The organism is Micromonospora trifolii, from assembly GCF_022229005.1.
GTDB classification, from domain to species: domain Bacteria; phylum Actinomycetota; class Actinomycetes; order Mycobacteriales; family Micromonosporaceae; genus Micromonospora; species Micromonospora trifolii.
The window spans coordinates 77954-100138 of sequence record NZ_JAKKFD010000037.1 but is presented as its reverse complement, the minus strand read 5'-3'; the positions used below and the strand labels follow the sequence as shown (position 1 = coordinate 100138).

Annotated in this window: 20 protein-coding genes and 1 tRNA gene; 5 read left to right on the top strand and 16 right to left on the bottom strand. The window is 70.9% G+C overall.

The features are described from left to right. The first annotated feature begins 69 nt into the window (after nucleotides 1–69). On the top strand, nucleotides 70–999 hold the full coding sequence (gene galE / locus NIE79_RS22635) for a UDP-glucose 4-epimerase GalE (RefSeq protein WP_238680490.1): 930 nt from the start codon (nucleotides 70–72) through the stop codon (nucleotides 997–999). After that, nucleotides 996–2165: a galactokinase gene (gene galK, locus NIE79_RS22630; RefSeq protein WP_238680460.1), complete on the top strand. Its 1170-nt coding sequence runs from the start codon at nucleotides 996–998 to the stop codon at nucleotides 2163–2165. Before galE ends, galK begins: the two co-directional genes overlap by 4 nt. 168 nt (nucleotides 2166–2333) lie before the next feature. Here galK and NIE79_RS22625 read toward each other — a convergent pair whose 3' ends face one another. From NIE79_RS22625 to NIE79_RS22590, 8 genes are all read right to left on the bottom strand, one after another. Then, nucleotides 2334–3662 carry a sulfate adenylyltransferase subunit 1 gene (locus NIE79_RS22625; RefSeq protein WP_372471753.1) on the bottom strand — a complete coding sequence of 443 codons (1329 nt, stop codon included), beginning with the start codon at nucleotides 3660–3662 and terminating at the stop codon, nucleotides 2334–2336. After that, nucleotides 3662–4573, bottom strand: coding sequence for a sulfate adenylyltransferase subunit CysD (gene cysD, locus NIE79_RS22620; protein WP_238680459.1), 912 nt, complete (start codon nucleotides 4571–4573; stop codon nucleotides 3662–3664). The genes NIE79_RS22625 and cysD overlap by 1 nt, the downstream gene beginning before the upstream one ends. Before the next feature lie 75 nt (nucleotides 4574–4648). After that, nucleotides 4649–5479, bottom strand: coding sequence for a 3'(2'),5'-bisphosphate nucleotidase CysQ (locus tag NIE79_RS22615; protein ID WP_238680458.1), 831 nt, complete (start codon nucleotides 5477–5479; stop codon nucleotides 4649–4651). Nucleotides 5480–5611: 132 nt separating this feature from the next. Further along, nucleotides 5612–6202, bottom strand: a complete 591-nt coding sequence (gene pth, locus NIE79_RS22610; RefSeq protein WP_238680457.1) for an aminoacyl-tRNA hydrolase — start codon at nucleotides 6200–6202, stop codon at nucleotides 5612–5614. 95 nt (nucleotides 6203–6297) lie between these two features. After that, a complete protein-coding gene (locus NIE79_RS22605) occupies nucleotides 6298–6987 on the bottom strand; it encodes a 50S ribosomal protein L25/general stress protein Ctc (protein ID WP_238680456.1) in 690 nt (229 codons plus the stop codon). A 333-nt stretch (nucleotides 6988–7320) separates the two neighbouring features. Further along, complete coding sequence (locus NIE79_RS22600; RefSeq protein ID WP_030329105.1) at nucleotides 7321–8301, bottom strand: ribose-phosphate diphosphokinase; 981 nt, start codon at nucleotides 8299–8301, stop codon at nucleotides 7321–7323. A gap of 58 nt (nucleotides 8302–8359) precedes the next feature. Continuing rightward, nucleotides 8360–9892: a bifunctional UDP-N-acetylglucosamine diphosphorylase/glucosamine-1-phosphate N-acetyltransferase GlmU gene (gene glmU, locus NIE79_RS22595; RefSeq protein WP_308193208.1), complete on the bottom strand. Its 1533-nt coding sequence runs from the start codon at nucleotides 9890–9892 to the stop codon at nucleotides 8360–8362. Nucleotides 9893–10002: 110 nt separating this feature from the next. Next, a tRNA-Gln gene (locus NIE79_RS22590) sits at nucleotides 10003–10074 on the bottom strand. 312 nt (nucleotides 10075–10386) lie between these two features. Between NIE79_RS22590 and NIE79_RS22585 the strand changes: the two genes are divergently transcribed. Continuing rightward, complete coding sequence (locus NIE79_RS22585; RefSeq protein ID WP_238680455.1) at nucleotides 10387–11352, top strand: acyl-CoA desaturase; 966 nt, start codon at nucleotides 10387–10389, stop codon at nucleotides 11350–11352. Between the two features lie 224 nt (nucleotides 11353–11576). Then, nucleotides 11577–12284, top strand: coding sequence for a TetR/AcrR family transcriptional regulator (locus NIE79_RS22580; protein WP_238680454.1), 708 nt, complete (start codon nucleotides 11577–11579; stop codon nucleotides 12282–12284). A gap of 6 nt (nucleotides 12285–12290) precedes the next feature. Here NIE79_RS22580 and NIE79_RS22575 read toward each other — a convergent pair whose 3' ends face one another. From NIE79_RS22575 to NIE79_RS22545, 7 genes are all read right to left on the bottom strand, one after another. After that, the gene (locus NIE79_RS22575) at nucleotides 12291–12767 is read right to left on the bottom strand and encodes a DUF4383 domain-containing protein (protein WP_238680453.1); all 477 of its coding nucleotides are present in this window, start codon (nucleotides 12765–12767) and stop codon (nucleotides 12291–12293) included. 218 nt (nucleotides 12768–12985) lie between these two features. Next, on the bottom strand, nucleotides 12986–13441 hold the full coding sequence (locus NIE79_RS22570) for a DUF4383 domain-containing protein (RefSeq protein ID WP_238680452.1): 456 nt from the start codon (nucleotides 13439–13441) through the stop codon (nucleotides 12986–12988). 100 nt (nucleotides 13442–13541) lie between these two features. Next, on the bottom strand, nucleotides 13542–15347 hold the full coding sequence (locus NIE79_RS22565; protein ID WP_238680451.1) for an ABC-F family ATP-binding cassette domain-containing protein: 1806 nt from the start codon (nucleotides 15345–15347) through the stop codon (nucleotides 13542–13544). A gap of 120 nt (nucleotides 15348–15467) precedes the next feature. Continuing rightward, nucleotides 15468–16415, bottom strand: a complete 948-nt coding sequence (locus NIE79_RS22560) for a 4-(cytidine 5'-diphospho)-2-C-methyl-D-erythritol kinase (protein WP_238680450.1) — start codon at nucleotides 16413–16415, stop codon at nucleotides 15468–15470. Next, nucleotides 16412–16996 (bottom strand): Uma2 family endonuclease, encoded by a 585-nt coding sequence (locus NIE79_RS22555; RefSeq protein ID WP_238680449.1) that lies wholly within the window; start codon nucleotides 16994–16996, stop codon nucleotides 16412–16414. The genes NIE79_RS22560 and NIE79_RS22555 overlap by 4 nt, the downstream gene beginning before the upstream one ends. Before the next feature lie 32 nt (nucleotides 16997–17028). After that, entirely contained in the window at nucleotides 17029–17898 is an 870-nt protein-coding gene (gene rsmA, locus NIE79_RS22550; RefSeq protein WP_238680448.1) for a 16S rRNA (adenine(1518)-N(6)/adenine(1519)-N(6))-dimethyltransferase RsmA, read from the bottom strand. A gap of 46 nt (nucleotides 17899–17944) precedes the next feature. After that, nucleotides 17945–18844, bottom strand: coding sequence for a TatD family hydrolase (locus NIE79_RS22545; RefSeq protein WP_238680447.1), 900 nt, complete (start codon nucleotides 18842–18844; stop codon nucleotides 17945–17947). Nucleotides 18845–18973: 129 nt separating this feature from the next. On the opposite strand from NIE79_RS22545, the gene NIE79_RS22540 reads away from it, so the two are divergent. Next, nucleotides 18974–20221, top strand: coding sequence for a hypothetical protein (locus tag NIE79_RS22540; RefSeq protein WP_238680446.1), 1248 nt, complete (start codon nucleotides 18974–18976; stop codon nucleotides 20219–20221). A gap of 46 nt (nucleotides 20222–20267) precedes the next feature. Here NIE79_RS22540 and metG read toward each other — a convergent pair whose 3' ends face one another. Further along, the gene (gene metG / locus NIE79_RS22535) at nucleotides 20268–22070 is read right to left on the bottom strand and encodes a methionine--tRNA ligase (RefSeq protein WP_238680445.1); all 1803 of its coding nucleotides are present in this window, start codon (nucleotides 22068–22070) and stop codon (nucleotides 20268–20270) included. Nucleotides 22071–22185 lie beyond the last annotated feature (115 nt).

Here is a 22185-nt window from a genome sequence, read left to right as displayed (position 1 = left end):
CAGGGAGGCAACGACGTGAAACTGCTCGTCACCGGGGGCGCCGGCTTCATCGGGAGCGTGGTGACCCGGATGCTGCTGGACGCGGGTCACCAGGTGGTCATCCTGGACGACCTGCGCACCGGCCACCGCGAGGCCCTCGCCCCGGACGCCACCCACGTGGAGGCGTCCATCCACGACGCCGCCCAGGTCGTCACAGCGGACGCCGGGTTCGACGGGGTGCTGCACTTCGCCGCCCTGATCGCCGCCGGCGAGTCGATGGTCAAGCCGGAGCTGTACTGGCAGAACAACACCATCGGCACGCTCGCCCTGATCGACGCGGTCCGGGCCGCCGGGGTGCCCCGGATGGTCTTCTCCTCCACCGCCGCCGTCTACGGCAACCCCACCGAGCTGCCCATCACCGAGAACGCGGTGAAGGCACCCACCAACACGTACGGCGCGACCAAACTCGCCGTCGACATGGCACTCACCTCCGAGGCGATCGCGCACGGGCTGGCCGCCGTGTCGCTGCGCTACTTCAACGTGGCCGGCGCCCACCTCGACGGCGACATCACCCTCGGCGAACGGCACGACCCGGAGACGCACCTGATCCCGATCGCGCTGGACGTCGCCGCCGGCCGGCGGGAGAAGCTCCAGCTCTTCGGGGACGACTACCCCACAGTTGACGGCACCTGCGTCCGCGACTACATCCACGTCGCCGACCTGGCCCGCGCGCACCTGCTGGCGCTGGACGCGGCCACCAGCGGCCAGCACCGGATCTACAACCTGGGCAACGGCAACGGCTTCACCAACCGCCAGGTCGTCGACGTGGTCCGCGAGGTCACCGGGCACCAACTGCCCGTCGAGGTCGCGCCGCGGCGGGAGGGCGACCCGGCCGAGTTGGTCGCGTCCTCCGCGCTGGCCCGCGAGGAGCTGGGCTGGGTGCCGCAGAAGCCGACCCTGCACGACATGGTCGGGGATGCCTGGGCGTTCTACCGCACGCACATCCTGGGGCAGTCATGACCGACCAGAGTGGTGACGTCGCCGAGCGTGCTGCCGCCGGCTTCGCCGCGCAGTACGGCGCCGAAGCCGCCGGCCGCTGGGCGGCGCCGGGCCGGGTCAACCTGATCGGTGAGCACACCGACTACAACGAGGGCTTCGTGCTGCCGTTCGCGCTGCCGATGCGTACCGTCGTCGCGGCCGACCGGCAGGACGGGGAGCAGTGGACGGTCTGGTCCGAGCTCTCCGGCGAGGCGATCACGTTCGGCGCGGACGACGTCGCCGAGCCGGGTCGAGTCACCGGCTGGGGCGCGTACGTCGCGGGTGTGGTCTGGGCGCTGCGCGAGGCCGGCCACCCGGTGCCTGGTGCCCGGCTGGCGATCGCCTCCGACGTGCCGCTGGGCGCCGGGCTCTCCTCCTCGGCCGCGCTGGAGTCGGCAGTGCTGGCCGCCCTGCTCGACCTCGGCGAGCTGGAGCTCGCCCCGGAACTGCAACCCCGGCTGGCGCAACGGGCAGAGAACGTCTACGTGGGCGCGCCGACCGGGATCATGGACCAGTCCGCGGCGATCCGTTGCCGCGCCGGGCACGCCCTCTTCCTGGACTGTCGCGACGAGTCGGTCGAGCACATCCCGTTCGACCTGGACGCCGACGGGCTGGCTGTGCTGGTCATCGACAGCCGGGCGCCGCACCGCCACGCCGACGGGGAGTACGCGGCCCGCCGTCGCTCCTGCGAGGCCGGGGCCAGTGCGCTCGGCGTTGCCGCCCTGCGCGACGTGGGGGTCGACCAGCTCGACGCCGCGTTGGCGCAACTCGACGACGAGGAGACCCGGCGACGGGTCCGGCACGTGGTGACCGAGGACCAGCGCGTACTGGACACTGTGGCGCTGCTCCGCGCCGCCCGGGTCCGCGACATCGGCCCGCTGCTGACCGCCTCCCACGTCTCGATGCGCGACGACTTCGAGATCACCGTGCCGGAGATCGACACCGCGGTCGAGGCAGTGTTGGCGGCCGGTGCGCTGGGCGCCCGGATGACCGGCGGCGGCTTCGGCGGCTGCGTGCTCGCGCTGATCGAGGCCGATAGTGCCGACGCGGTTGCCGCCGCCGTGACCGACGCGTACGCCGAGCGAGGCTTCACCGCCCCCACCACAGTGACGGTCCTCCCCTCCCCCGGCGCCACCCGCCTGCCCTAACCCCACCCCGCCCCTGCCCCACCCGCCCCGCCGGCCCAGTTCCGCTCCAACCGGAGGCGGAATGGAGATCGTGCTTGTTCATGGAAGTAGTGGCCTCGCCCGTTGGGCGAGGCCACTACTTCCTGGATCGAGCGCGATCTTGCGGGCGGGCGAGCCGGTGGGTTGGGGCTAGCTGGCTTCGACGATCATGGCGGCGCCTACCGTGCGGTTGGTCGCCTCGTCGATGATGACGAAACCGCCGGTGGTGCGGTTACGGCGGTACTCGTCGGCAAGCAGCGGCACCGTGGTGCGCAGTCGCACCCGGCCGATCTCGTTGAGCCGCAGTTCGTCGGCGGACTCGTCGCGGTGCAGGGAGTTGATGTCCAGCCGGTAGTGCAGCCCGCGCACGATCGCCCGCGCCGACCGGGTGGTGTGCTTGATCGCGTACCGGCCGCCGACCCGCAGGGGGGCCGTCTCGTCCATCCAGCAGACCATCGCCTCGATATCCTGGGCCACCGCCGGTGCGTTGTTCGGCCGGCAGATCAGGTCACCACGCGAGATGTCGATCTCGTCGGCCAGTCGTACCGTCACCGACATCGGCGGGAACGCCTCCGCGACCGGCCCGTCGGCGGTCTCCACGGCGGCGATCCGGCTGGTGAAGCCGGACGGCAGAACCATCACCTCGTCGCCCGGCTTCAGCACGCCGGAGGCGACCTGGCCGGCGTAGCCACGGTAGTCGGTGACAGTGGTGGACTGCGGACGGATCACGTACTGCACCGGGAACCGGACGTCGACCAGGTTGCGATCGCTGGCGATGTGCACCCGCTCCAGGTGGTGCAGCAGCGACGGGCCCTCGTACCAGGGCATGTTGTCCGATCGGGTGACGATGTTGTCGCCGCGCAACGCGGAGACCGGCACCACTGTCAGGTCCGGTGCGTCGAGCTTCGCCGCGAACGCGGTGAACTCGTCGGCGATCCGCTCGTAGACCTCCTGCGACCAGTCGACCAGGTCCATCTTGTTGACACAGAGGACCAGGTGCGGCACCCGCAGCAGGGAGCAGAGGAACGCGTGCCGGCGGGACTGCTCGACGAGACCCTTGCGCGCGTCGACCAGGATCAGCGCCAGGTCGGCTGTCGACGCCCCGGTGACCATGTTGCGGGTGTACTGGATGTGGCCCGGAGTGTCGGCGATGATGAACTTGCGCCGGGGGGTGGCGAAGTACCGGTACGCCACGTCGATGGTGATGCCCTGCTCCCGCTCGGCCCGCAGACCGTCGGTGAGCAACGCCAGGTTGGTGTATTCGTCACCGCGGGCGGCGCTGACCGCCTCCACGGCGGCCAGCTGGTCGGTGAAGAGCGACTTGGTGTCGTAGAGCAGCCGCCCGATCAGAGTCGACTTCCCGTCGTCCACGCTGCCGGCGGTGGCGAACCGCAGCAGGTCCATCGCCCGGGCCTCCGGCCCGGCCCCGGTAACAGCCCGGGCCTCCGCATTCGCGGACGCCATGATTTCGGTACTCATCAGAAGTAGCCCTCCCGCTTGCGGTCCTCCATGGCGGCCTCACTGACCCGGTCGTCACCACGGGTGGCGCCGCGCTCGGTGATCCGGGTGGCCGCCACCTCCTCGATGACCTTCTCCACGGTGTCCGCGTCGGAACGGACCGCGGCGGTGCAGGAGGCGTCGCCGACGGTGCGGTAGCGCACCTGCGCCTTGAACCGCTCCTCACCAGCGCGGGGGCGGAAGAACTCGTTGACGGCGTAGAACATGCCGTCCCGCTCGATCACCTCGCGCTCGTGCGCGTAGTAGATCGACGGCAGCGGGATGCGTTCGTGGGCGATGTAGTGCCAGACGTCCAGCTCGGTCCAGTTGGACAACGGGAAGACCCGGATCGACTCGCCCGGGTGGTGTCGGCCGTTGTACAGCGACCACAGCTCCGGCCGCTGGTTCTTCGGGTCCCACTGACCGAACTCGTCGCGGAAGCTGAACACCCGCTCCTTCGCCCGGGCCTTCTCCTCGTCCCGGCGGGCGCCTCCGAACAGCGCGTCGAAGCGGTGCTTCTCCACCGCGTCCAGCAGCACCGGCGTCTGGATCCGGTTGCGCATGCCGTCACCGGACTCCCGGACCATGCCACTGGCCAGGGCCTCCGGCACGCTCGCCACCACGAGCTGCAACCCCAGCTCGGCGACCCGCTGGTCGCGGTATTCCAGGACCTCGGGGAAGTTGTGCCCGGTGTCGACGTGCATGACCGGGAAGGGGACGTTGGCCGGGGCGAACGCCTTCTGCGCGAGCCGCAGCATGACTATCGAATCCTTGCCACCGGAGAAGAGCATCACCGGGCGTTCCATCTCGGCGACCACCTCGCGCATCACGAAGATGCTCTCCGCTTCCAAGGCGTCCAGGTGGGAGACCTGGTACGCCGCGGGGGTGGTCATGACACCGGCTCGATTCGCTCGCTCATCCGATTTCCAGACCTTTCCGGTCGGGCATGTCAAGAAAGTTCGCTCAGGCTACCCGGAATGTTTTTGCAGCGCTGCAAGCAACCGGGTGGCGAGATCCTCGCGGCAGACCAGGAGGTCGGGCAGCCGCGGATCCGCCTCGTTGTATTTCAGCGCAGAACCGTCGATCCGGGAAGCGTGCAGTCCGGTGGCCGTCGCCACAGCGATCGGGGCCGCCGAGTCCCACTCGTACTGCCCACCAGCGTGGATGTACGCGTCCACCTCGCCGGTGACCACGGCGGCGATTTTCGCTCCGGCCGAGCCCATCGGCACCAGGTGCGCCCCGACGTCCTCGGCCAGATCGGTCAGGAAGACCGGCGGTCGGCTCCGGCTCGCGGCCAGGCGGATCTTCCGCTCGCCGGCCGCCGCGGCCTCCACAGTCATCGGCGGGTACGCCGGCGGGTAGTCAGTGCCCAGCACCCGGTCCTGCGCCGGCAAGCCCACCGCCCCGGCGATGAGCCCGTGCGGACTCGGCGCGTTGCGCGCCCAGAGCGCCACGTGCACCGCCCAGTCCGAGCGGCCCTCCTCGGAGAACTCCCGGGTGCCGTCCAACGGGTCGACGATCCACACCCGGTCCGCGTTCAACCGCGACAGCGCTCCGGTGTTCACCTCCGCGGCCCAGGCCAACCGCGACCCCTCGTCCTCCTCGGAGAGCACCGCGTCGCCCGGACGCCACTTCGCCAACTCCGTGCGGATCAGGTCGTGCGACACCTTGTCCCCGGCCGACTTCAGCGCGCCGGCGTCGGCGAAACCCATCTCCGTGCGCAGGTCGAGCAGCGCCTGCCCGGCCCGGGACGCCAACCATCGGGCGAACGCGCCATCGATCATCGGAGGACTGCTCATCTGTCCGCTCCCGTCGCCTCGCCGCGCTGCCCGCACGGGCCGATCCGCCGCGACTCGCGTCGCCGGTCGCGGCACGCTGAAAGGCGCAGACTACCGGCCCGCCGTTTCCGATTCGGGTACGCCCCGCCCGGCTCAGCTGCCGTGGTAGAGGTTCTGGGTCGGCTCCACGCCCTTGGTGATCACCGACTCCACCACATCGGCGGCCCGGTCCACCAGGAAATCGAGCTCCTTGCGCTCGGCCGCGCCAAAATCCGACAGCACGTAATCCGCCGGATCCTGCCGCCCCGGCGGGCGGCCGACGCCGAACCGCACCCGGGCGTAGTCCTTCGTCCCCAACGACTTCGACATCGAGCGCAGGCCGTTGTGCCCGCCCTCGCCGCCGCCGAACTTGATCCGCACCTGACCGAAGTCGATGTCCAGCTCGTCATGCACCGCGATCACCTGCGTCGTCGGCACCTTGTAGAACTGTGCCAACGCCGCTACCGGCCCACCGGACAGGTTCATGTACGTCAGTGGCTTCACCAGCACCAGCTTCGGCCCACCGAACCCCAGCCGCGCCTCGGCCACCTCGGCCACCGCCCGCTTGTGCCTGCCGAAACGCGCACCCACCCGGCCGGCCAGCAGCTCGGCGACCATGAACCCGACGTTGTGCCGGTTGCCGGCGTACTCCCGGCCCGGGTTGCCCAGGCCGACCACCAGCCACGGCCCCGCCTCGTCCGTCACGACCCGTCCCTCCCGACGCCCATCCCACCGACTCCCGATATGCCGACAGGCGCCCCCGAACATCCGGGGACGCCTGTCGCAAAGGTACGAACCGATCAGGCCTCGGTGCGCGCCTCGGTGGCCTCGGCGGCCGCCTCGGTGTCCGCGCCCTCGGAGCCCTCGGTGGTCTCGCCGACCTCGGCCTCGGCCTCGTCGGTGGCAACCTCGACCTCGGGCAGCGTCGCCTCGAGCTGCTCGGCGGTCGGGGCGGCGGTGATCGACGCGACGGTCAGCTCCGAGTCGACGGCCAGCTCGACGCCGGTCGGCAGCTCGACGTCACCGGCGGTCACCAGGGTGCCCGCCTCCAGGCCCTCGATCGACGCCTCGAGGTGGTCCGGAACCTTGGTGGCGTCAGCGGTCACCGAGAGGGTGTCGTGGTCGTGCACGATCAGGGTGTCCCGGGCGGCCTCGCCGGTCAGCTGGACCGGAACGTCGACGGTGACCTTCTCGCCCCGGCGGACCAGGATGAGGTCGACGTGCTCGAAGCTGTCACGGATCGGGTCACGCTGGATCGCCTTCGGCAGCGCCAGCACCTGGGTGCCGTCGGCGATGTCGATCGCGAAGAGCTGGTTGGCACCGCCCTTGCGGATCGCGGCGGCGAACTCCCGCGACGGCAGCGAGATGTGCTTGGGCTTCTCGCCGTGGCCGTACAGCACGGCGGGCACCTTGCCGGCCCGGCGGGTACGGCGGGCACCACCCTTGCCGAACTCGGTACGGGGCTCGGCGCTGATCTTTACCTCGGACACGGGGAAACTCCTGATGCTTTTCGCTGCGGCGGCTTGTCGTCTAACGGTGCTGGGGCGAGGGGCTCGCTGGGGCTCATGCGTCATGAACGACTGCCCGGAGCACCGCGTCGATGACGGTGCCTCCGTGCGGCGCTTTTCAGCGGCCCGCCGGGCACCCTCGCCGTGGCAACCGCACCAGTCTACCCGAGCTGTTTCCAGGGTTTCCGGCAGTCCCCGATCACGGCTCAAGACCGGCGCGTCGGTGGTGCTCCCACCAGCGTGCCGGCCCCGTTTCCACCAGTTTGCCAGCCCCGTCCCCGCCAGCGTGTCGAGTGGCGGAAACGGGGCTCAGGATCAGCTCAGGCCGCCGAAGAGGGTGGTCACCGAGCCGTCGTCGAAGACCTCCCGGATCGCCCGCGCCAGCAGCGGCGCGATCGACAGCACTGTGAGCTTGTCCAGCTGCTTCTCCGGCGGGAGCGGCAGGGTGTTCGTCACCACGATCTCGCTGATCGAGCTGTTCTTCAGCCGCTCGGTGGCCGGGTCGGACAGCAGCGCATGGGTGGACGCGACCACGATCTCCGCAGCGCCCGACTCCTTGAGGATGTCGGCGGCCTTGGCGATGGTGCCCCCGGTGTCGATCATGTCGTCGACGATCAGGCAGACCCGACCCTCCACCTCGCCGACCACCCGGTTGGCCACTACCTGGTTCGGCTTCATCGGGTCACGGGTCTTGTGGATGAACGCCAGCGGGCAGCCGCCCAGCCGGTCGGTCCACCGCTCGGCCACCCGCACCCGGCCCGAATCCGGCGCCACCACTGTCATCGGCCGGCCGGCGTACTTGTGCTCCACGTACTCGGCCAGGATGTCCATCGCGAAGAGGTGGTCCACCGGGCCGTCGAAGAAGCCCTGGATCTGCGCGGTATGCAGGTCGACGGTGAGGATGCGGTTCGCGCCTGCGGTCTTCAGCAGGTCCGCCACCAGGCGGGCCGAGATCGGCTCCCGACCACGGTGCTTCTTGTCCTGGCGGGCGTACGGGTAGAACGGCAGCACCACGGTGATCCGCTTGGCCGACCCCCGCTTCAGCGCGTCCACCATGATCAGGGTCTCCATGACCCAGGTGTTCACCCCGTGCGTGACGGACTGCACCACGAAGGCGTCCGAACCACGTACCGAGTCCTTGAACCGTACGAAGATCTCGCCGTTGGCGAACTCGTACGCGTCGGCCGGCGTCGGCGCTACGCCGAGCACCTCGCCGATCTCCTTGGCCAACTCCGGAAAGCCACGTCCGGAAAAGAGCATCAGGCTTTTGCGGTTTTCGGCGACGATGCTGCCCATGGGCCCGTCTGCTCCCGTTATGTCGGCGGTACCCGACCCGGTGGTGGCGGGTCAGGGACTATTCGGTTGCAGTATCTCCCGCGCCGGATGCGCCGCCCACCGTCTCGGTCGCCCCGTGGATTGCCTCACTGTGGCTTGCGGCACCAGTCGTACCGGACGCACCCTTCGCGTCGCGGGCCCGCTGCGCCGCGTCCGCCGCGGCAGTGCCGGCGCGCCGCTTGACCACCCAGCCCTCGATGTTGCGCTGGCGCGCCCGGGCGACGCCCATCGCCCCTGGCGGCACGTCGTCGACGATCACCGAACCGGCCGCCGTGTACGCCCCGTCACCCACCTCGACCGGTGCCACGAACATGTTGTCCGCACCCGTCCGCGCGTGGCTGCCGATCACCGTGCGGTGCTTGTTGACCCCGTCGTAGTTCACGAAGACCGACGCGGCACCGATGTTGGTCTGCTCGCCGATCGTCGCGTCGCCGACGTAGGTCAGGTGCGGCACCTTCGCGCCGGCGCCGATCTGCGAGTTCTTCACCTCGACGAACGTGCCGACCTTCGCCTTCTCGGCCAACTGGGCGGCCGGCCGGAGGTACGCGTACGGCCCGACGGTCGCGCCCGCGCCCACCTCGGCGCCGACGGCGTGGCTACGGACCACCGACGCGGCGGGGCCGACGATCGTGTCGATCAGGGTGACGTCAGGCCCGATCAGCGCGCCCGCGCCGACGACGGTGCCGCCGCGCAACTGGGTGTTCTGGTCGACGACCGCGTCCCGGTCCAGCGCGACAGTCACGTCGATCCAGGTGGTGGCAGGGTCGAGCAGGCTCACCCCGGTGCGCATCCACGCCTCGTTGATCCGGTCGCGGAGCAGCCGGCGCAGCGTGGACAACTCCACCCGGTCGTTGCAGCCCAACGTCTCGACGTGGTCCACGGCGACGTGTACCGCCACCGGCTCGCCGGCGGAACGGAGCAGACCGAAGACGTCGGTCAGGTACTCCTCGCCCTGGTCGTTGTCGGTGGAGAGCTTGCCCAGCGCCTCGCGCAGCCGCACCGCGTCGAACGCGTAGATGCCGGCGTTGATCTCCCGAATCGCGCGCTGCGTCGTGTCGGCGTCGCGCTCCTCGACGATCTGCTTCAGGTGGCCGTCAGCGTCCCGGACGATCCGCCCGAGGCCGGTCGGGTCGGGCACCTCGGCGGCCAGCACTGTGGCCGCCGCGGCGGCGTCCTCGTGGGCGGTCACCAGCGCGCCCACCGTCTCGGGTCGTAGCAGGGGCACGTCACCGTTGATCACCACGACTGTGCCGGCACCGTCCGGTACGGCCTCCAGCGCGATCCGTACGGCGTGCCCGGTGCCGAGCTGCTCGGCCTGGAGCACCGGCGTGGCGTCCGGGGCGACCTCGGACAGGTGCGCCCGCACCTGGTCGGCGCCGTGCCCCACCACGACGACGGTGCGGTCGGCACCCAACGGGGCGGCGGCGCTCAGCACGTGACCGAGGAGCGTCCGACCGAGCAGGGGGTGCAACACCTTGGGCAGTGTCGACTTCATCCGCTTGCCCTCACCGGCGGCAAGTACGACGACGGTACGGAGGTGGGGCTGGGGCACGACGTGGCTCCCGTCGGGACGGCGGACACTCTCGCGGCCATGCTAGCCGCGAGGCCCGGCACGTTCTCCTCTTACCCCCACCGGACCCTAAAACGGACGTAGGTGGGCAGCTCGGCCGCCAGGGTTCGAACCTGAAATACGGGTACCAAAGACCCGGGTGTTGCCAATTACACCACGGCCGATCAGCGACGCGAGCACGTCGCACGAGGGATGGACATCCCGCCGCTACACCTTAGCGCCCCGGCCGTCGGACGCCAGCGCTCATCCCGCCGCACGGCGAGCGATCGATGCCTCAACCTTCCGGGGGTGGTCGGCCCGCACGTCGGCCGCCCGCCTCCCGGGTCGGTCAGGTAGCCGCCACCTAACCGGCTGACCTGCCACTTCGGGCAGTTACGCGAAGGGGATTCGAAACTTCCCCGTGCGATCTACGGTGCCGTAAGTTACGGTGACGTAGGCGTAGCTTTGTGATCGTTACCATCCCCCTGCGAGGTCCCATGTCCACTGCTCTGCTCGATCCCAACACCGCCGGACCCGGCCCCAAACCACTCACCGACGGCAGCCAGTCCCCCGGCATCCTGGCCGCCCTCTGGGCCTTCGTGGTGATCCCCTTCGTCGCGCTGCTGGTCGCCGTGCCGGTGGCGTGGGGCGGCTGGCTGGGCTGGAGCGACGTGATCATCGGCCTGGTCTGGTACGTCGTCTCCGGGCTCGGCATCACCGTCGGCTTCCACCGCTACTTCACGCACGGCTCGTTCAAGGCCAAGCGGTGGCTGCGGGTGACTCTGGCGGTCGCGGGTTCGCTGGCGGTGCAGGGCGAGATCATTCAGTGGGTCGCCGACCACCGGCGCCACCACGCGTTCTCCGACCTGGAGGGCGACCCGCACTCGCCGTGGCGCTTCGGCACCAGCTTCTGGGCGTTGACCCGGGGCCTGTTCCACGCGCACGTGGGCTGGCTGTTCCGCCGGGAGCTGTCCAACCGCGGGCGTTTCGCACCGGACCTCATCGCCGACCGGGACATCAGCCGGGTCGATCGGCTCTTCCCCGCGCTGGTGGCCATCTCGCTGCTCGGCCCGGCGCTGATCGGCGGCCTGGTCACCTGGTCCTGGCAGGGCGCGCTGACCGCGTTCTTCTGGGCCGGGCTGGTCCGGATCGGCCTCCTGCACCACGTCACCTGGGCGATCAACTCGGTGTGCCACGTCTACGGTGAGCGTCCGTTCGCGATGCGCCAGGGTGACCGCGCGTCGAACTTCTGGCCGCTGGCGATCCTGTCGTTCGGCGAGAGCTGGCACAACCTGCACCACGCCGACCCGACCAGCGCCCGGCACGGCGTGCTGCGTGGTCAGGTGGACATCTCCGCCCGGGTGATCTGGTTGTTCGAGAAGGTCGGCGCGGCAACGCAGGTGCGCTGGCCAAAGCCCGAGCGTCTCGCCGCCAAGCTGGTGAAGCCGGTCGCACCCCGCTGAAACCGGGCGGTGCACGACGATGCCTCCTGGCAGGATGGCCGGGTGACCGAGCCATGCGGGGGGACCGGGCGGCTCGGCGGACGGGGGGCCGAGCCCGATCCGGGTACGGTCGAACGGCACGTCAGGGCGGTCAGACCGCCCGACAGTGAGGCGACGACGTGAACGGGCACAGCGGAGGAACCATTCCACGGCAGGGCGTCACCGAGCGCCAGCGAGGCGGCGACATGCCCGAGGTCAGCGACGACGCGACGGCAGCTGTCGGCGGCCGACGGACGTCGCCGACGGCGGCGGCGGCGGCACCGAAAGTCAAAGCCCCCTCCCGGGTTCGCATGTCGGCCGCCCAACGCCGGGAGCAGTTGATCGCGACCGGCCGGCAGCTCTTCGCCGAACGCGGTTTCGACGCCACCTCCATCGAGGAGGTGGCGGCCCGCGCCAAGGTCTCCAAGCCGGTGGTGTACGAGCACTTCGGTGGCAAGGAAGGGCTCTACGCGGTGGTGGTGGACCGGGAGGTCCGGGCCCTGTTGGACCGGATCACCACGGCGTTGACCGCCGGGCATCCCCGGGAGCTGCTGGAACAGGCGGCGCTCGCCCTGCTGACCTACATCGAGGAGGAGACCAGCGGTTTCCGGGTGCTGGTCCGCGAGTCGCCGCTGATGTCCGGCACTGCCACTTTCAGCAGCGTCATGAACGACGTGGCGCACCAGGTCGAGCACATCCTGGGCGCCGAGTACAAGAGCCGCGGGTACGACCCGAAGCTCGCCGAGCTGTACTCGCAGGCACTGGTCGGCATGGTGGCGTTGACCGGCCGCTGGTGGTTGGAGGTGCGCAAGCCGCGCAAGGAGACGGTGGCGGCGCACCTCGTCAACCTGGCTTGGAACGGGTTGTCACACCTGGAGGCGAAGCCGACGCTGATCACCGCGCGGCGGCACTGACCCCGATCAGCTGCGGTGCACGTCGGCCACCGGGTGCTTGCGGTGCTCCAACTCCGCCTCGGCGGACTCCGGTGGGCCGACCTTGTCGTAGAGGCCGGTGCCGAGCAGGATCAGGCCGAAGAGCATCGACACGATCACTGTCGACATCGAGAAGTTGAGAAAGTTCGCTCCGGTCTGCAGCACCGACATGATCAGGATGCTGGTCACCAGGAACACCACGCCAGCGGTCAGGTTCATGTAGTGGCCGAGGTTGGTACGCCGCGAGGCCCCGATGATCAGGACGACCCCGAAGATCACCGAGGCGAGCGAGAAGGCCAGGTTGGTCCGGAGCCCGAGGGCCCAGGTGCTGCTGCGGGCAAAGAGCGGATCCCCGATCGTCTCGGCGACGCCCCAGACGCCGAAGATCAGGATGTAGACGCCGATCAGCCCGGAGAGGACCCGGTAGAGCGGCCGTGCCGGATGGTTAACCGGAAAATGCGGCATGCCCAGACCCCCTGATGTGACCGTTTCAGGGGAATTGTCGCCCAAGGCAGAGCCGACTGTCCGAGGAACCACAAAGCCGGAAGGTCCGCCGAAGGCTGGACCGAGTCAGGTTTTCGCCGGAGCCCGAGCTGCGCAGGGATCAAGCCTGACCGCCCGGAGCAGCTCGGGCTCCGGCGAAAACCCACGGCCGCAACCAACGGCCGAACCGCGAAAGAAGATCAGAGAACCAGACGAGCCTTCTGGAACGCCTCCGCCTCATCCTCCGTGCCGACCTTGCCGTACATGCCGACCATGAGCAGCACCAGGGCGGCCGACATGACCACGACCACAGTGGTGATGCTGAAGTTGAAGATGTTGGCGTCGGTCCGGATGAACGCGAGACCGGCCAGGCTGACCACCATGAGGCTGTACGCCAGCCACTGGTTGATCGCTACGTCGATGTTGCGGCCGAGCGCGGTGCCGACCAGCACGACGATCCCGAGCAGCACGCTGAGCAGCGAGAAGCCGAGGTTGGTGCCCTGACCGAGGACGCGGGTGTCGTCCTGGGCGAGGATCTCGTTGCCGGTGCTCGCGATGATGCCGAGCACACCGAAGACGACCAGGTACAGACCGGTCAGCCCGCCGATCGCCCGGTAGATCGGCCGCGCGGGGTGGTTGACGGGGGTGTGTGCCATGTCTGTGTCTCCAACGCCGTGGGGTAGGTGTCGCCGACGATTGTCTCGCATGTGGTGGTGTGACGCCGCACACGGGGCCCGGGCCGGCGCGCCCGACCGGTCAGCTCTCGGGCAGGTCCTCGGCGAGGGTCATCCAGCTCTCCTCGATCCGCTCCCGTTCGGCGCGCAGATCCTTGAGCTGGGTGTCCAACTCGGCGACCCGGGCATAGTCGGTGGCGTCCGCAGCGAGCTGATCGAGCAGCGTGGTCTCGCGCTGGTCGAGCTTGCTGAGTTGCCGCTCCAGCCGGGTCAGCTCCTTACGGGCCTGACGGACCTCGGCGGCGGACATGCCACCTCCCGAGGGGGCAGCGGGTGCGGAGGTCGAGGTGGCGCCCGCCCGAGGAGAGCCGGCCCGCTCGGCGGTCCGCGCGAGGTACTCGTCCACACCGCCCGGCAGGTGCACCAGGCGACCGTCGCCGAACATCCCGTACGCCGTGTCGGTGACCCGCTCGATCAGGTACCGGTCATGGCTGGCCACGATGATCGTGCCGGGCCACGAGTCGAGCAGGTCCTCCAGCGAGGCGAGGGTGTCCGTGTCCAGGTCGTTCGTGGGCTCGTCGAAGAGCAGCACGTTGGGCTCACCGGCCAGCAGCCGCAGCATCTGCAACCTGCGGCGTTCGCCACCGGAGAGGTCACTGACCGGGGTCCAGAGGCGGCGGTCGTCGAAGCCGAACACCTCGGCGAGCTGCGAGGCGGAGACCTCCCGGTCGCCGAGCTGAACCCGCCGGGCGACCTCCTCCACCGCCTCCAGCACCCGCAGGTGCCCGGGCAGCTCGGTGAGCTCCTGGGAGAGGAACGCGGGCCGCACCGTGGAGCCGGTGCCGAGGCGGCCGCCGTCGGGGCGGGTGATGCCGGCGAGCATCCGCAGCAGCGTGGTCTTGCCGGCGCCGTTGGCACCGAGGATGGCGATCCGGTCGCCGGGCCCGACCAGCCAGGTGACGTCGCGAAGGATCTCCTTCGGGCCGGCGTGCAGCTCGACGTTCTCCAGGTCGAACACCTGCTTGCCCAGCCGGGAGGTGGCCATCCGCTGCAACGACATGGTGTCGCGCGCCGGCGGCACGTCGGCGATCAACGCGTTCGCGGCGTCGATGCGGAACTGCGGCTTGGAGGTCCGCGCGGGCGGGCCACGGCGCAGCCAGGCGATCTCCTTGCGGAGCAGGTTCTGCCGGCGGGCCTCGGTGGCGGCGGCGACCCGCTCGCGCTCGGCGCGGGCGAGGGTCCAGGCGGCGAAGCCACCCTCGTAGGCGCGAACGGTCTGGTCGGCGACCTCCCAGGTGTTGGTGCAGACCGCGTCCAGGAACCACCGGTCGTGGGTGACCACGACCAGGGCGCCCTTGCGGCCGACCAGGTGCCGGGCCAGCCAGTCGACCCCGCCGACGTCCAGGTGGTTGGTCGGCTCGTCGAGGATGAGCAGGTCGGACTCGCGCACGAGCAGCGCGGCGAGCGCCACCCGGCGGCGTTCGCCACCGGACATCGGGCCGACCGGCTGGTCGAGGCCGAGGTGCGGCATGCCCAGGCCGTCGAGGATGGCCCGCACCCCGCTGTCGCCGGCCCACTCGTGCTCGGCGCCCATGCCCTCGGCGAGCCAGGCGGTGCCGAGCACCACGTCCCGGACGGTGGCCTCGGGGGCGAGGGTGAGCTGCTGCGGCAGCCAGAGCACACGCAGGTCACGGCGGTGGGTCACCCGACCGTCGTCGGGGTCCTCCTGCTTGGTGAGCAGCCGCAACAGGGTGGACTTGCCGGCGCCGTTGAGGCCGACCACGCCGATCCGGTCGGCGTCGTCCAGGCCGAGCGAGACGTCCGTGAGCAGCCGCCCGGCGGCGCCGTACCCCTTGGACACCCGGTCCAGATTGACGATGTTCGCCACGTTCCACCCTTCATGATCAAGGCGTCCCGGTGCCGGCGGGCACCTGGACGCCTGTCCCAAGGGTACGCGGAAGCCCCGAACGCCCGCGCCGCGCGCCAGCAGCTCCGGTGGAACGCGTCGTCAGCCGACGCGGGCGCCGGCTACCGGACCGTGCGCGACCCGCGCCTCCCGGCAGACGCCCGCGGCGGTCAGCTCGGCGGCGATCCGCTCCGCGTCGGCTGCGTTGGCGGCGAGAAACACGCAGGTCGGGCCGGAGCCGGAGACGATGCCGGTGAGCGCACCGGCCGCCTCGCCCGCCTTGAGCGTGTCGGCCAGCGCCGGGCGCATGGCCAGCGCGGCGTCCTGGAGGTCGTTGCCGATCGTACGGGCGAGCACCCGGGGGTCGCGCTGGCGCAGCGCGCCCAGCAACGCGTCGGTGCTGCCCAGCGGGGCGCCGGCGGCACCGGAGTCACGGAGCCGATCCAGCTCCCGGTACGCGGTCGGGGTGGACAGGCCGCCGTCGGCGATCGCCACCACCCAGTGCCAGGAGGTGGGGCGCGCCAGCACCGGGCTGATCGCCTCACCCCGGCCGGTGCCCAGCGCGGTGCCACCGTAGATCAGGAACGGCACGTCGGAGCCGAGGTCGGCGGCGATGCCGGCCAGCTCGTCGCGGGACAGCCCGGTGCCCCAGAGCGCGTCGCAGGCCACCAGCGCGGCCGCCGCGTCTGCGCTGCCACCGGCCAGGCCACCGGCGAGCGGGATCTGCTTGCGCAGATGCAGTCGGGCGTGCGGCAGCACCCCCGCGTACCCGGCGAGGGCATGCGCGGCGCGGATCACCAGGTTGGTGTCGTCAAGGGCCAGCTCGCCGGTGCCCTCACCCTCCATGGTCAGGGCGAGGGTGTCGCCCCGGCGGGCCGTCAGCTCGTCGTAGATCGAGATGGCGTGGTAGATCGTGTTCAGCTCGTGGTAGCCGTCCCGGCGCAGCGGGCCCACCCCGAGGTGCAGGTTGACCTTCGCAGGCACCCGCACCCGCACCGGGCCGATGGCCCCGCGTCGCTCGTCGTCGTCCGGTCGCCAGGCCTCGGTCACGGGGTGATGTCCCGCAGGTGCAGGCGGATGTCGAACGGCTTGGCCACGATCAGCTCCTCGGCGGAGTCGGCGGCCAGCTCGTAGCGGCCGTCGACCAGGTCGTACGCGTACACGTGCACCGGATTCTGCTCGATCCGCCAGTAATGCGGGATCCCGGCGTCGGCGTAGTCGGCCGGCTTCTCCAGCCGGTCCCGCCGGCGGGTGCCGGGCGAGACGACTTCGACGGCCAACACAACCTGCTCAGCCTCGAAGTAGTGGTGGTCGGCCGCCACCGGACGCTTCAGCAGGACGACGTCGGGTTCGAAGGAGTTCCGGTAGTTGATCGCCACCCCGACGGCGGTGGCTGGCGTCAGCTCGACCGGCGCGTGCTGCCGCAACCACATCCACAACAGGTTGCCGGTGTTCTGATGACCAAAGGTCGGGGAGGGGACCACGACGAGGACTCCGTCACGTAGCTCGACGCGGGGGGCGTCGTCGGGCAGGGCCAGCACGTCCTCGATGGTGTGGTTGGCCAGCCGCTGCCGGACAGGATCCGGACTCCACATCCCGTGGGCGGCGGGCTCGATCGGCTGCGCGGTCACTCGTACACCTCCTCGGCGGGCACGGCGTCAGCCTACTTCCCGGCCGGCGTACCGACCGGAGCCGACGCGGCGATGGCGGCGAACTGCTCGACGGTCAGTGACTCCCCCCGGGCGCCGGGGTCGACGCCGGCGGCGGTGAGCGCCGCGGCGGCCCGGTCCGCGCCACCGGCCCAGCCGGCCAGCGCGGCCCGCAGCGTCTTGCGCCGCTGCGCGAACGCCGCGTCCACCACGGCGAAGACCCGCTCCCGCGGTACGTCGGTGCGGGGCGGCTCGTGGCAGGTGAAGGAGACCAGGCCGGAGTCGACGTTGGGCACCGGCCAGAACACGTTCGGCGGCACCTTGCCGGCGCCCCGGGCCTGGGCGTACCAGGCGAGCTTCACCGACGGAATGCCGTACACCTTGGAGCCGGGACCGGCGACGAGCCGGTCGGCGACCTCCTTCTGCACCATCACCAGGCCGTGTCGCAGGGTGGGCAGCACGGCGAGCAGGTGCAGCACCACGGGCACGGCGACGTTGTAGGGCAGGTTCGCCACCAGCGCTGTCGGTGCCGGGTCGGCCAGCTCGGCTGCGGAGATCCGCAACGCGTCCGCGCGGTGCACTGTGAGCCGGGCGGCGTCGGCCCCGGCGTGCCGCGCGACGGTCTCCGGTAGCGCCCCGGCGAGCACCGGGTCGATCTCCACGGCGTGCACGTGCCCGGCGACCGGCAGCAGCCCCAGGGTCAGCGAGCCGAGCCCGGGCCCCACCTCCAGGGCCACGTCGTCGGGGGTCAGGCCGGCGGCGGTGACGATCCGGCGGACGGTGTTCGGGTCGTGCACGAAGTTCTGGCCCAGCTTCTTGGTGGGCGCGACGCCCAGCCGGGCGGCGAGTTCCCGGATCTCCGCCGGGCCGAGGAGACCGGTCATGGCTGGCAGCGTAGCGACGGGGTCGGTGCCGACCGTCGGGCCGGGCTCACCATGGGCCGAAGGCCCGGTCGCCGGTGGCCGAGATGGCCGCGCACAGCTCGTCCAGGTCGCTGCCGGTGGTCGCGGCGAGCGCGCGGACGGTGAGCGGAATCAGGTACGACGCGTTCGGCCGGCCGCGGTACGGCATCGGGGTGAGGTACGGGGCGTCGGTCTCCACCAGCATCTGGTCCACCGGGGTGAGCGCGGCGGCCTCGCGCAGCGCCGTCGCGCTGCCGAAGGTGACGGTGCCGGCGAAGCTCAGCAGGTAGCCGCGGCGGACGCACTCGCTGGCGAAGTCGGCGTCGCCGGAGAAACAGTGCAGCACCACCCGGTCGGGAGCGCCCTCGTCGTCGAGGATCCGCAGCACGTCGGCGTGGGCGTCGCGGTCGTGGATGACCAGCGTCTTGCCGTACCGCTTGGCGATGGCGATGTGCGCCCGGAAACTCTGCTCCTGCGCCGCGCGCCCCTCGTCGCCGGTCCGGAAGAAGTCCATCCCGGTCTCGCCGATCCCCCGGACCCGGTCGCGGGCGGCGAGTGACTCGATCTCCCGCAACGCCTCGTCGAGGTCGCCCAGCCGGGGCGCCTCGTTGGGGTGCAGCGCCACGGTGGCCAGCACGGCGGGGTACCGGTCGGCGGTGTCCGCGCCCCACCGCGAGGAGGCGACGTCCACCCCCACCTGGACCAGCCGGTCCACGCCAACCTTCGTGGCCAACGCGATGGCCACCGCGACCGGGTCGTCGGCCGGCCCGCCGCCGGGCACACCGGCCTCGCTGACTGTGATGTCCAGGTGGGTGTGGCTGTCCAGCACCGCCCGGGGCAACGATTCGGGGGCGGGCGGAAACTCTCCGGCCCGCCGGGCGGCACGCTCGCGGCGGGATTCAGTGGGCTCGCTCATCAGCGACAGCATCACACACCGGGCCTGTCCATCTGCCCGCCACCCGACGTTCACCTCGACTACGTCGCGCGACTCTACGGTCGCTCACGAGCGGACGCGACAGCGTGCGAACCTCATCCCACCGAGCAGGGAGGCGACGGCGTGAGCGTCACCCCCCAGGCCGGCGGCAGCGCCGGCGAACGGACCGGACTGCACGTGGCGTTCGACGGCGGCGTGTACCCGGCCGAGGAGATCGCCCGAGGCGCCGCGTACGAGTTGTTCAGCGCCGACGAGGTGGCCGGCTTCGAGTGGGCGCCCCGCCCGGGTAGCGCCCTGCCGTGGCGTCGATTCGTGCACGTCACCGAGGTGAGCGCTGTACACGGGGCGACGGAGCCGGCCGACGAGCCGGAGACGCCGCTGCTGATGCCCGCCCACCGCGAGCGGGGTTGGGCGTACCTGCACCAGCTCAGTCAACAGCCGGCGGCGGCGGGCGACCCGATGCTGGCGGCGGCGCGCGCGTCGGCGGTGGTCCGGCGGGGCACCCGCATGATGAAGGTGCTCTCGGCCCAGCAGCTCGCCGGCTTCGTACGGGGCTGGCTGCCGCACGGCTTCTGCTACCGCGAGCACGATGTGGCGCACCTGCGTACGCCGGCGACGACGACGGTGCTGCGTACGGATGGTGACGCTGGCCGGGACGGCCCGGACGTCGCGTACGCGCTGCGCTGGCGCGCGTCCGACCCGGGCGACTACGACGTGCCGGTGGGCCCGGCACACCGCGGCCTGACCGCGCTGGGCTCCCGGGATCGGCTCGGCGCCCCGGTGCTCGGCACCGGCTTCGTGCCAAGCAACGCCCAGCTGATCCCGGAGTTCATCACCCGGGACTTCGCCGATCTGCCGATGCCGGCGAACGCCGCCCTCATCGCGTACCCGGCCGAGGGGGTGGAGGTGGTGCTGTACACCTACCAGGCCGAGCAGCGCGGGTGGCTGCGGATGGTGGGCCCGCAGTGGCGGCACCTGTTGGCCGCGGTGCCGGGCCTCTCCCCGGACCAGGAGTACGTGCCGAACGCCGACGCACCCCGCTCCACCCAGCTGGTCGGCATGTACGGCGACAGCGAGTACGAGGCGGTCGCCGACCTACCGGGTGGGTTCCGGGTGCTGGCGATGACCCGGGCGGCCCGTTACCCGGTGGAGGCGGTGGCCCGCCGGGTCCGGTTCGCCCAGTGGCGGGGGGTGCCGTGCCTGGTGCTGCGGGAGGAGGCCGGCTGGCTGCGGATGCGCCTGCGCTACCCGAACCCGGACACCGTGGTCAGCACCGGCGCGCAGTGTCAGGAGCGTGGCGTGTACGAGGCCTGGGCGCCGGGCGCCGAGGTGACCGACGACCAGGTGATGGACACCCGGTACGCGATGTGACGGCGCGCGGCGGCAGGGCACCCCGCCGCCGCGCGTCGTGTTGTGCTCAGTCGGCGAGCCGGGCCAGTTCCTCGTCGACGATCGACGGGTCGAGCTTGCGGAACACCGGCTTCGGCGCGGCCAGCGGGCGACCCGCCTCGATCGACACCGACTCCCAGCGCGCGCCGACTGTGTAGTCCCCGGTGAGCACCGGGTACTCCGGGCCGCCGTCCAGGTCGTCGACCTGCTCGATCACCGGCATCGGCGCGTGCACGCCGGTGCCCCCGAGCAGCTCGTGGACCTGCTGGGCGGAGTGCGGCAGGAACGGGGTGAGCAGCGTGTTGGCATCGCTGATCACCTGGAGGGCGACGTGCAGGATGGTGCCCATCCGGGGCTTGTCCGCCTCGTCCTTGAGCTTCCAGGGCGCCTGCTCGGAGAGATACCTGTTGGCCTCGGCGACCACCTTCATGGCCTCGCCGATCGCCTGCTTCTGCCGGTGCCGGCCGATCAGGTCGCCGACGGTGGTGAAGCCGGTCCGGGAGACAGCGAGCAGCGCCTCGTCGGCCTCGGTGAGCCCGGCCGGGTCGACCGGCGGGATCGCCCCGAAGTTCTTCGCGGCCATCGAGACGCACCGGTTGACCAGGTTGCCCCAGCCGGCGACCAACTCGTCGTTGTTGCGGCGCAGGAACTCGGCCCAGGTGAAATCGGTGTCGTTGCTCTCCGGGCCGGCGGCGGCGATGAAGTAACGCAGCGCGTCGGCGTCGTAGCGCTCCAGGAAGTCGCGAACGTAGATGACCACCTTGCGGGACGAGGAGAACTTGCGCCCCTCCATGGTCAGGTACTCGCTGGAGACCACCTCGGTGGGCAGGTTGAGCCGACCCAGCTCGCCCGGCTCACCGTCGCGGGAGCCCTCGCCGGAGTAGCCGGAGAGCAGCGCCGGCCAGATCACCGAGTGGAAGACGATGTTGTCCTTGCCCATGAAGTAGTAGGACTGGGCGTCCTTGCCCGCACCGTCGGCGGACCAGTACTTGCGCCACGCGTCCGGGTCGCCGGACCGGCGAGCCCATTCGATCGAGGCGGACAGGTAGCCGATCACGGCGTCGAACCACACGTAGATCCGCTTGTCCGGCCGGTCGCGCCAGCCGTCGAGCGGGATCGGCACGCCCCACTCCAGGTCACGGGTGATCGCCCGGGGCTGGAGGTCGTCGAGCAGGTTGCGGGAGAACCGCAGCACGTTGGGCCGCCACCCCTCGCGGGTGTCCAACCACTGCCGCAGCACCTCGGCCAGGGCCGGCAGGTCCAGGAAGAAGTGCTCGGTCTCGACGAACTTCGGGGTCTCCCCGTTGATCCGCGACTTCGGGTTGATCAGGTCGATCGGGTCGAGCTGGTTGCCGCAGTTGTCGCACTGGTCACCGCGGGCGCTGTCGTACCCGCAGATCGGGCAGGTGCCCTCGATGTAGCGGTCGGGCAGGGTGCGCCCGGTGGACGGGGAGATCGCGCCCATGGTGGTCTTCGGCACGATGTAGCCGTTGCGGTACATCCCCTCGAACAACTCCTGCACCACCGCGTAGTGGTTGCGGGTGGTGGTGCGGGTGAACAGGTCATAGGAGAGACCGAGGCCGTGCAGGTCCTCGACGATCACCCTGTTGTACCGGTCGGCCAGCTCGCGCGGGGTCACCCCGTCGGCGTCGGCCTGCACCTGGATCGGGGTGCCGTGCTCGTCGGTGCCGGAGACCATGAGCACGTCGTGGCCGGCCATCCGCATGTACCGGGCGAAGACGTCGGAGGGAACGCCGAAACCGGAGACGTGGCCGATGTGGCGGGGGCCGTTGGCGTACGGCCAGGCCACTGCCGCGAGAACGTGACTCATGAGCAGTGAGCCTAGTGACCCGTCCGGGGCGTTCGCGAACCAATGGGGGGTGCCCGACCGGCGGACCGGCTCGACCACGCCGCCCGTTGGTCCGATTTGTCGTCGACACGCGGCT

Coding starts and splice junctions, on each gene's coding strand:
- galE (WP_238680490.1), top strand. CDS start 70: ATGCTGCTGGACGCGGGTCACCAGGTGGTCATCCTGGACGACCTGCGC.
- galK (WP_238680460.1), top strand. CDS start 996: ATGACCGACCAGAGTGGTGACGTCGCCGAGCGTGCTGCCGCCGGCTTC.
- NIE79_RS22625 (WP_372471753.1), bottom strand. CDS start 3,662: ATGAGTACCGAAATCATGGCGTCCGCGAATGCGGAGGCCCGGGCTGTT.
- cysD (WP_238680459.1), bottom strand. CDS start 4,573: ATGACCACCCCCGCGGCGTACCAGGTCTCCCACCTGGACGCCTTGGAA.
- NIE79_RS22615 (WP_238680458.1), bottom strand. CDS start 5,479: ATGAGCAGTCCTCCGATGATCGATGGCGCGTTCGCCCGATGGTTGGCG.
- NIE79_RS22600 (WP_030329105.1), bottom strand. CDS start 8,301: ATGGGCAGCATCGTCGCCGAAAACCGCAAAAGCCTGATGCTCTTTTCC.
- NIE79_RS22585 (WP_238680455.1), top strand. CDS start 10,387: ATGTCCACTGCTCTGCTCGATCCCAACACCGCCGGACCCGGCCCCAAA.
- NIE79_RS22580 (WP_238680454.1), top strand. CDS start 11,577: ATGCCCGAGGTCAGCGACGACGCGACGGCAGCTGTCGGCGGCCGACGG.
- NIE79_RS22575 (WP_238680453.1), bottom strand. CDS start 12,767: ATGCCGCATTTTCCGGTTAACCATCCGGCACGGCCGCTCTACCGGGTC.
- NIE79_RS22570 (WP_238680452.1), bottom strand. CDS start 13,441: ATGGCACACACCCCCGTCAACCACCCCGCGCGGCCGATCTACCGGGCG.
- rsmA (WP_238680448.1), bottom strand. CDS start 17,898: ATGACCGGTCTCCTCGGCCCGGCGGAGATCCGGGAACTCGCCGCCCGG.
- NIE79_RS22545 (WP_238680447.1), bottom strand. CDS start 18,844: ATGCTGTCGCTGATGAGCGAGCCCACTGAATCCCGCCGCGAGCGTGCC.
- metG (WP_238680445.1), bottom strand. CDS start 22,070: ATGAGTCACGTTCTCGCGGCAGTGGCCTGGCCGTACGCCAACGGCCCC.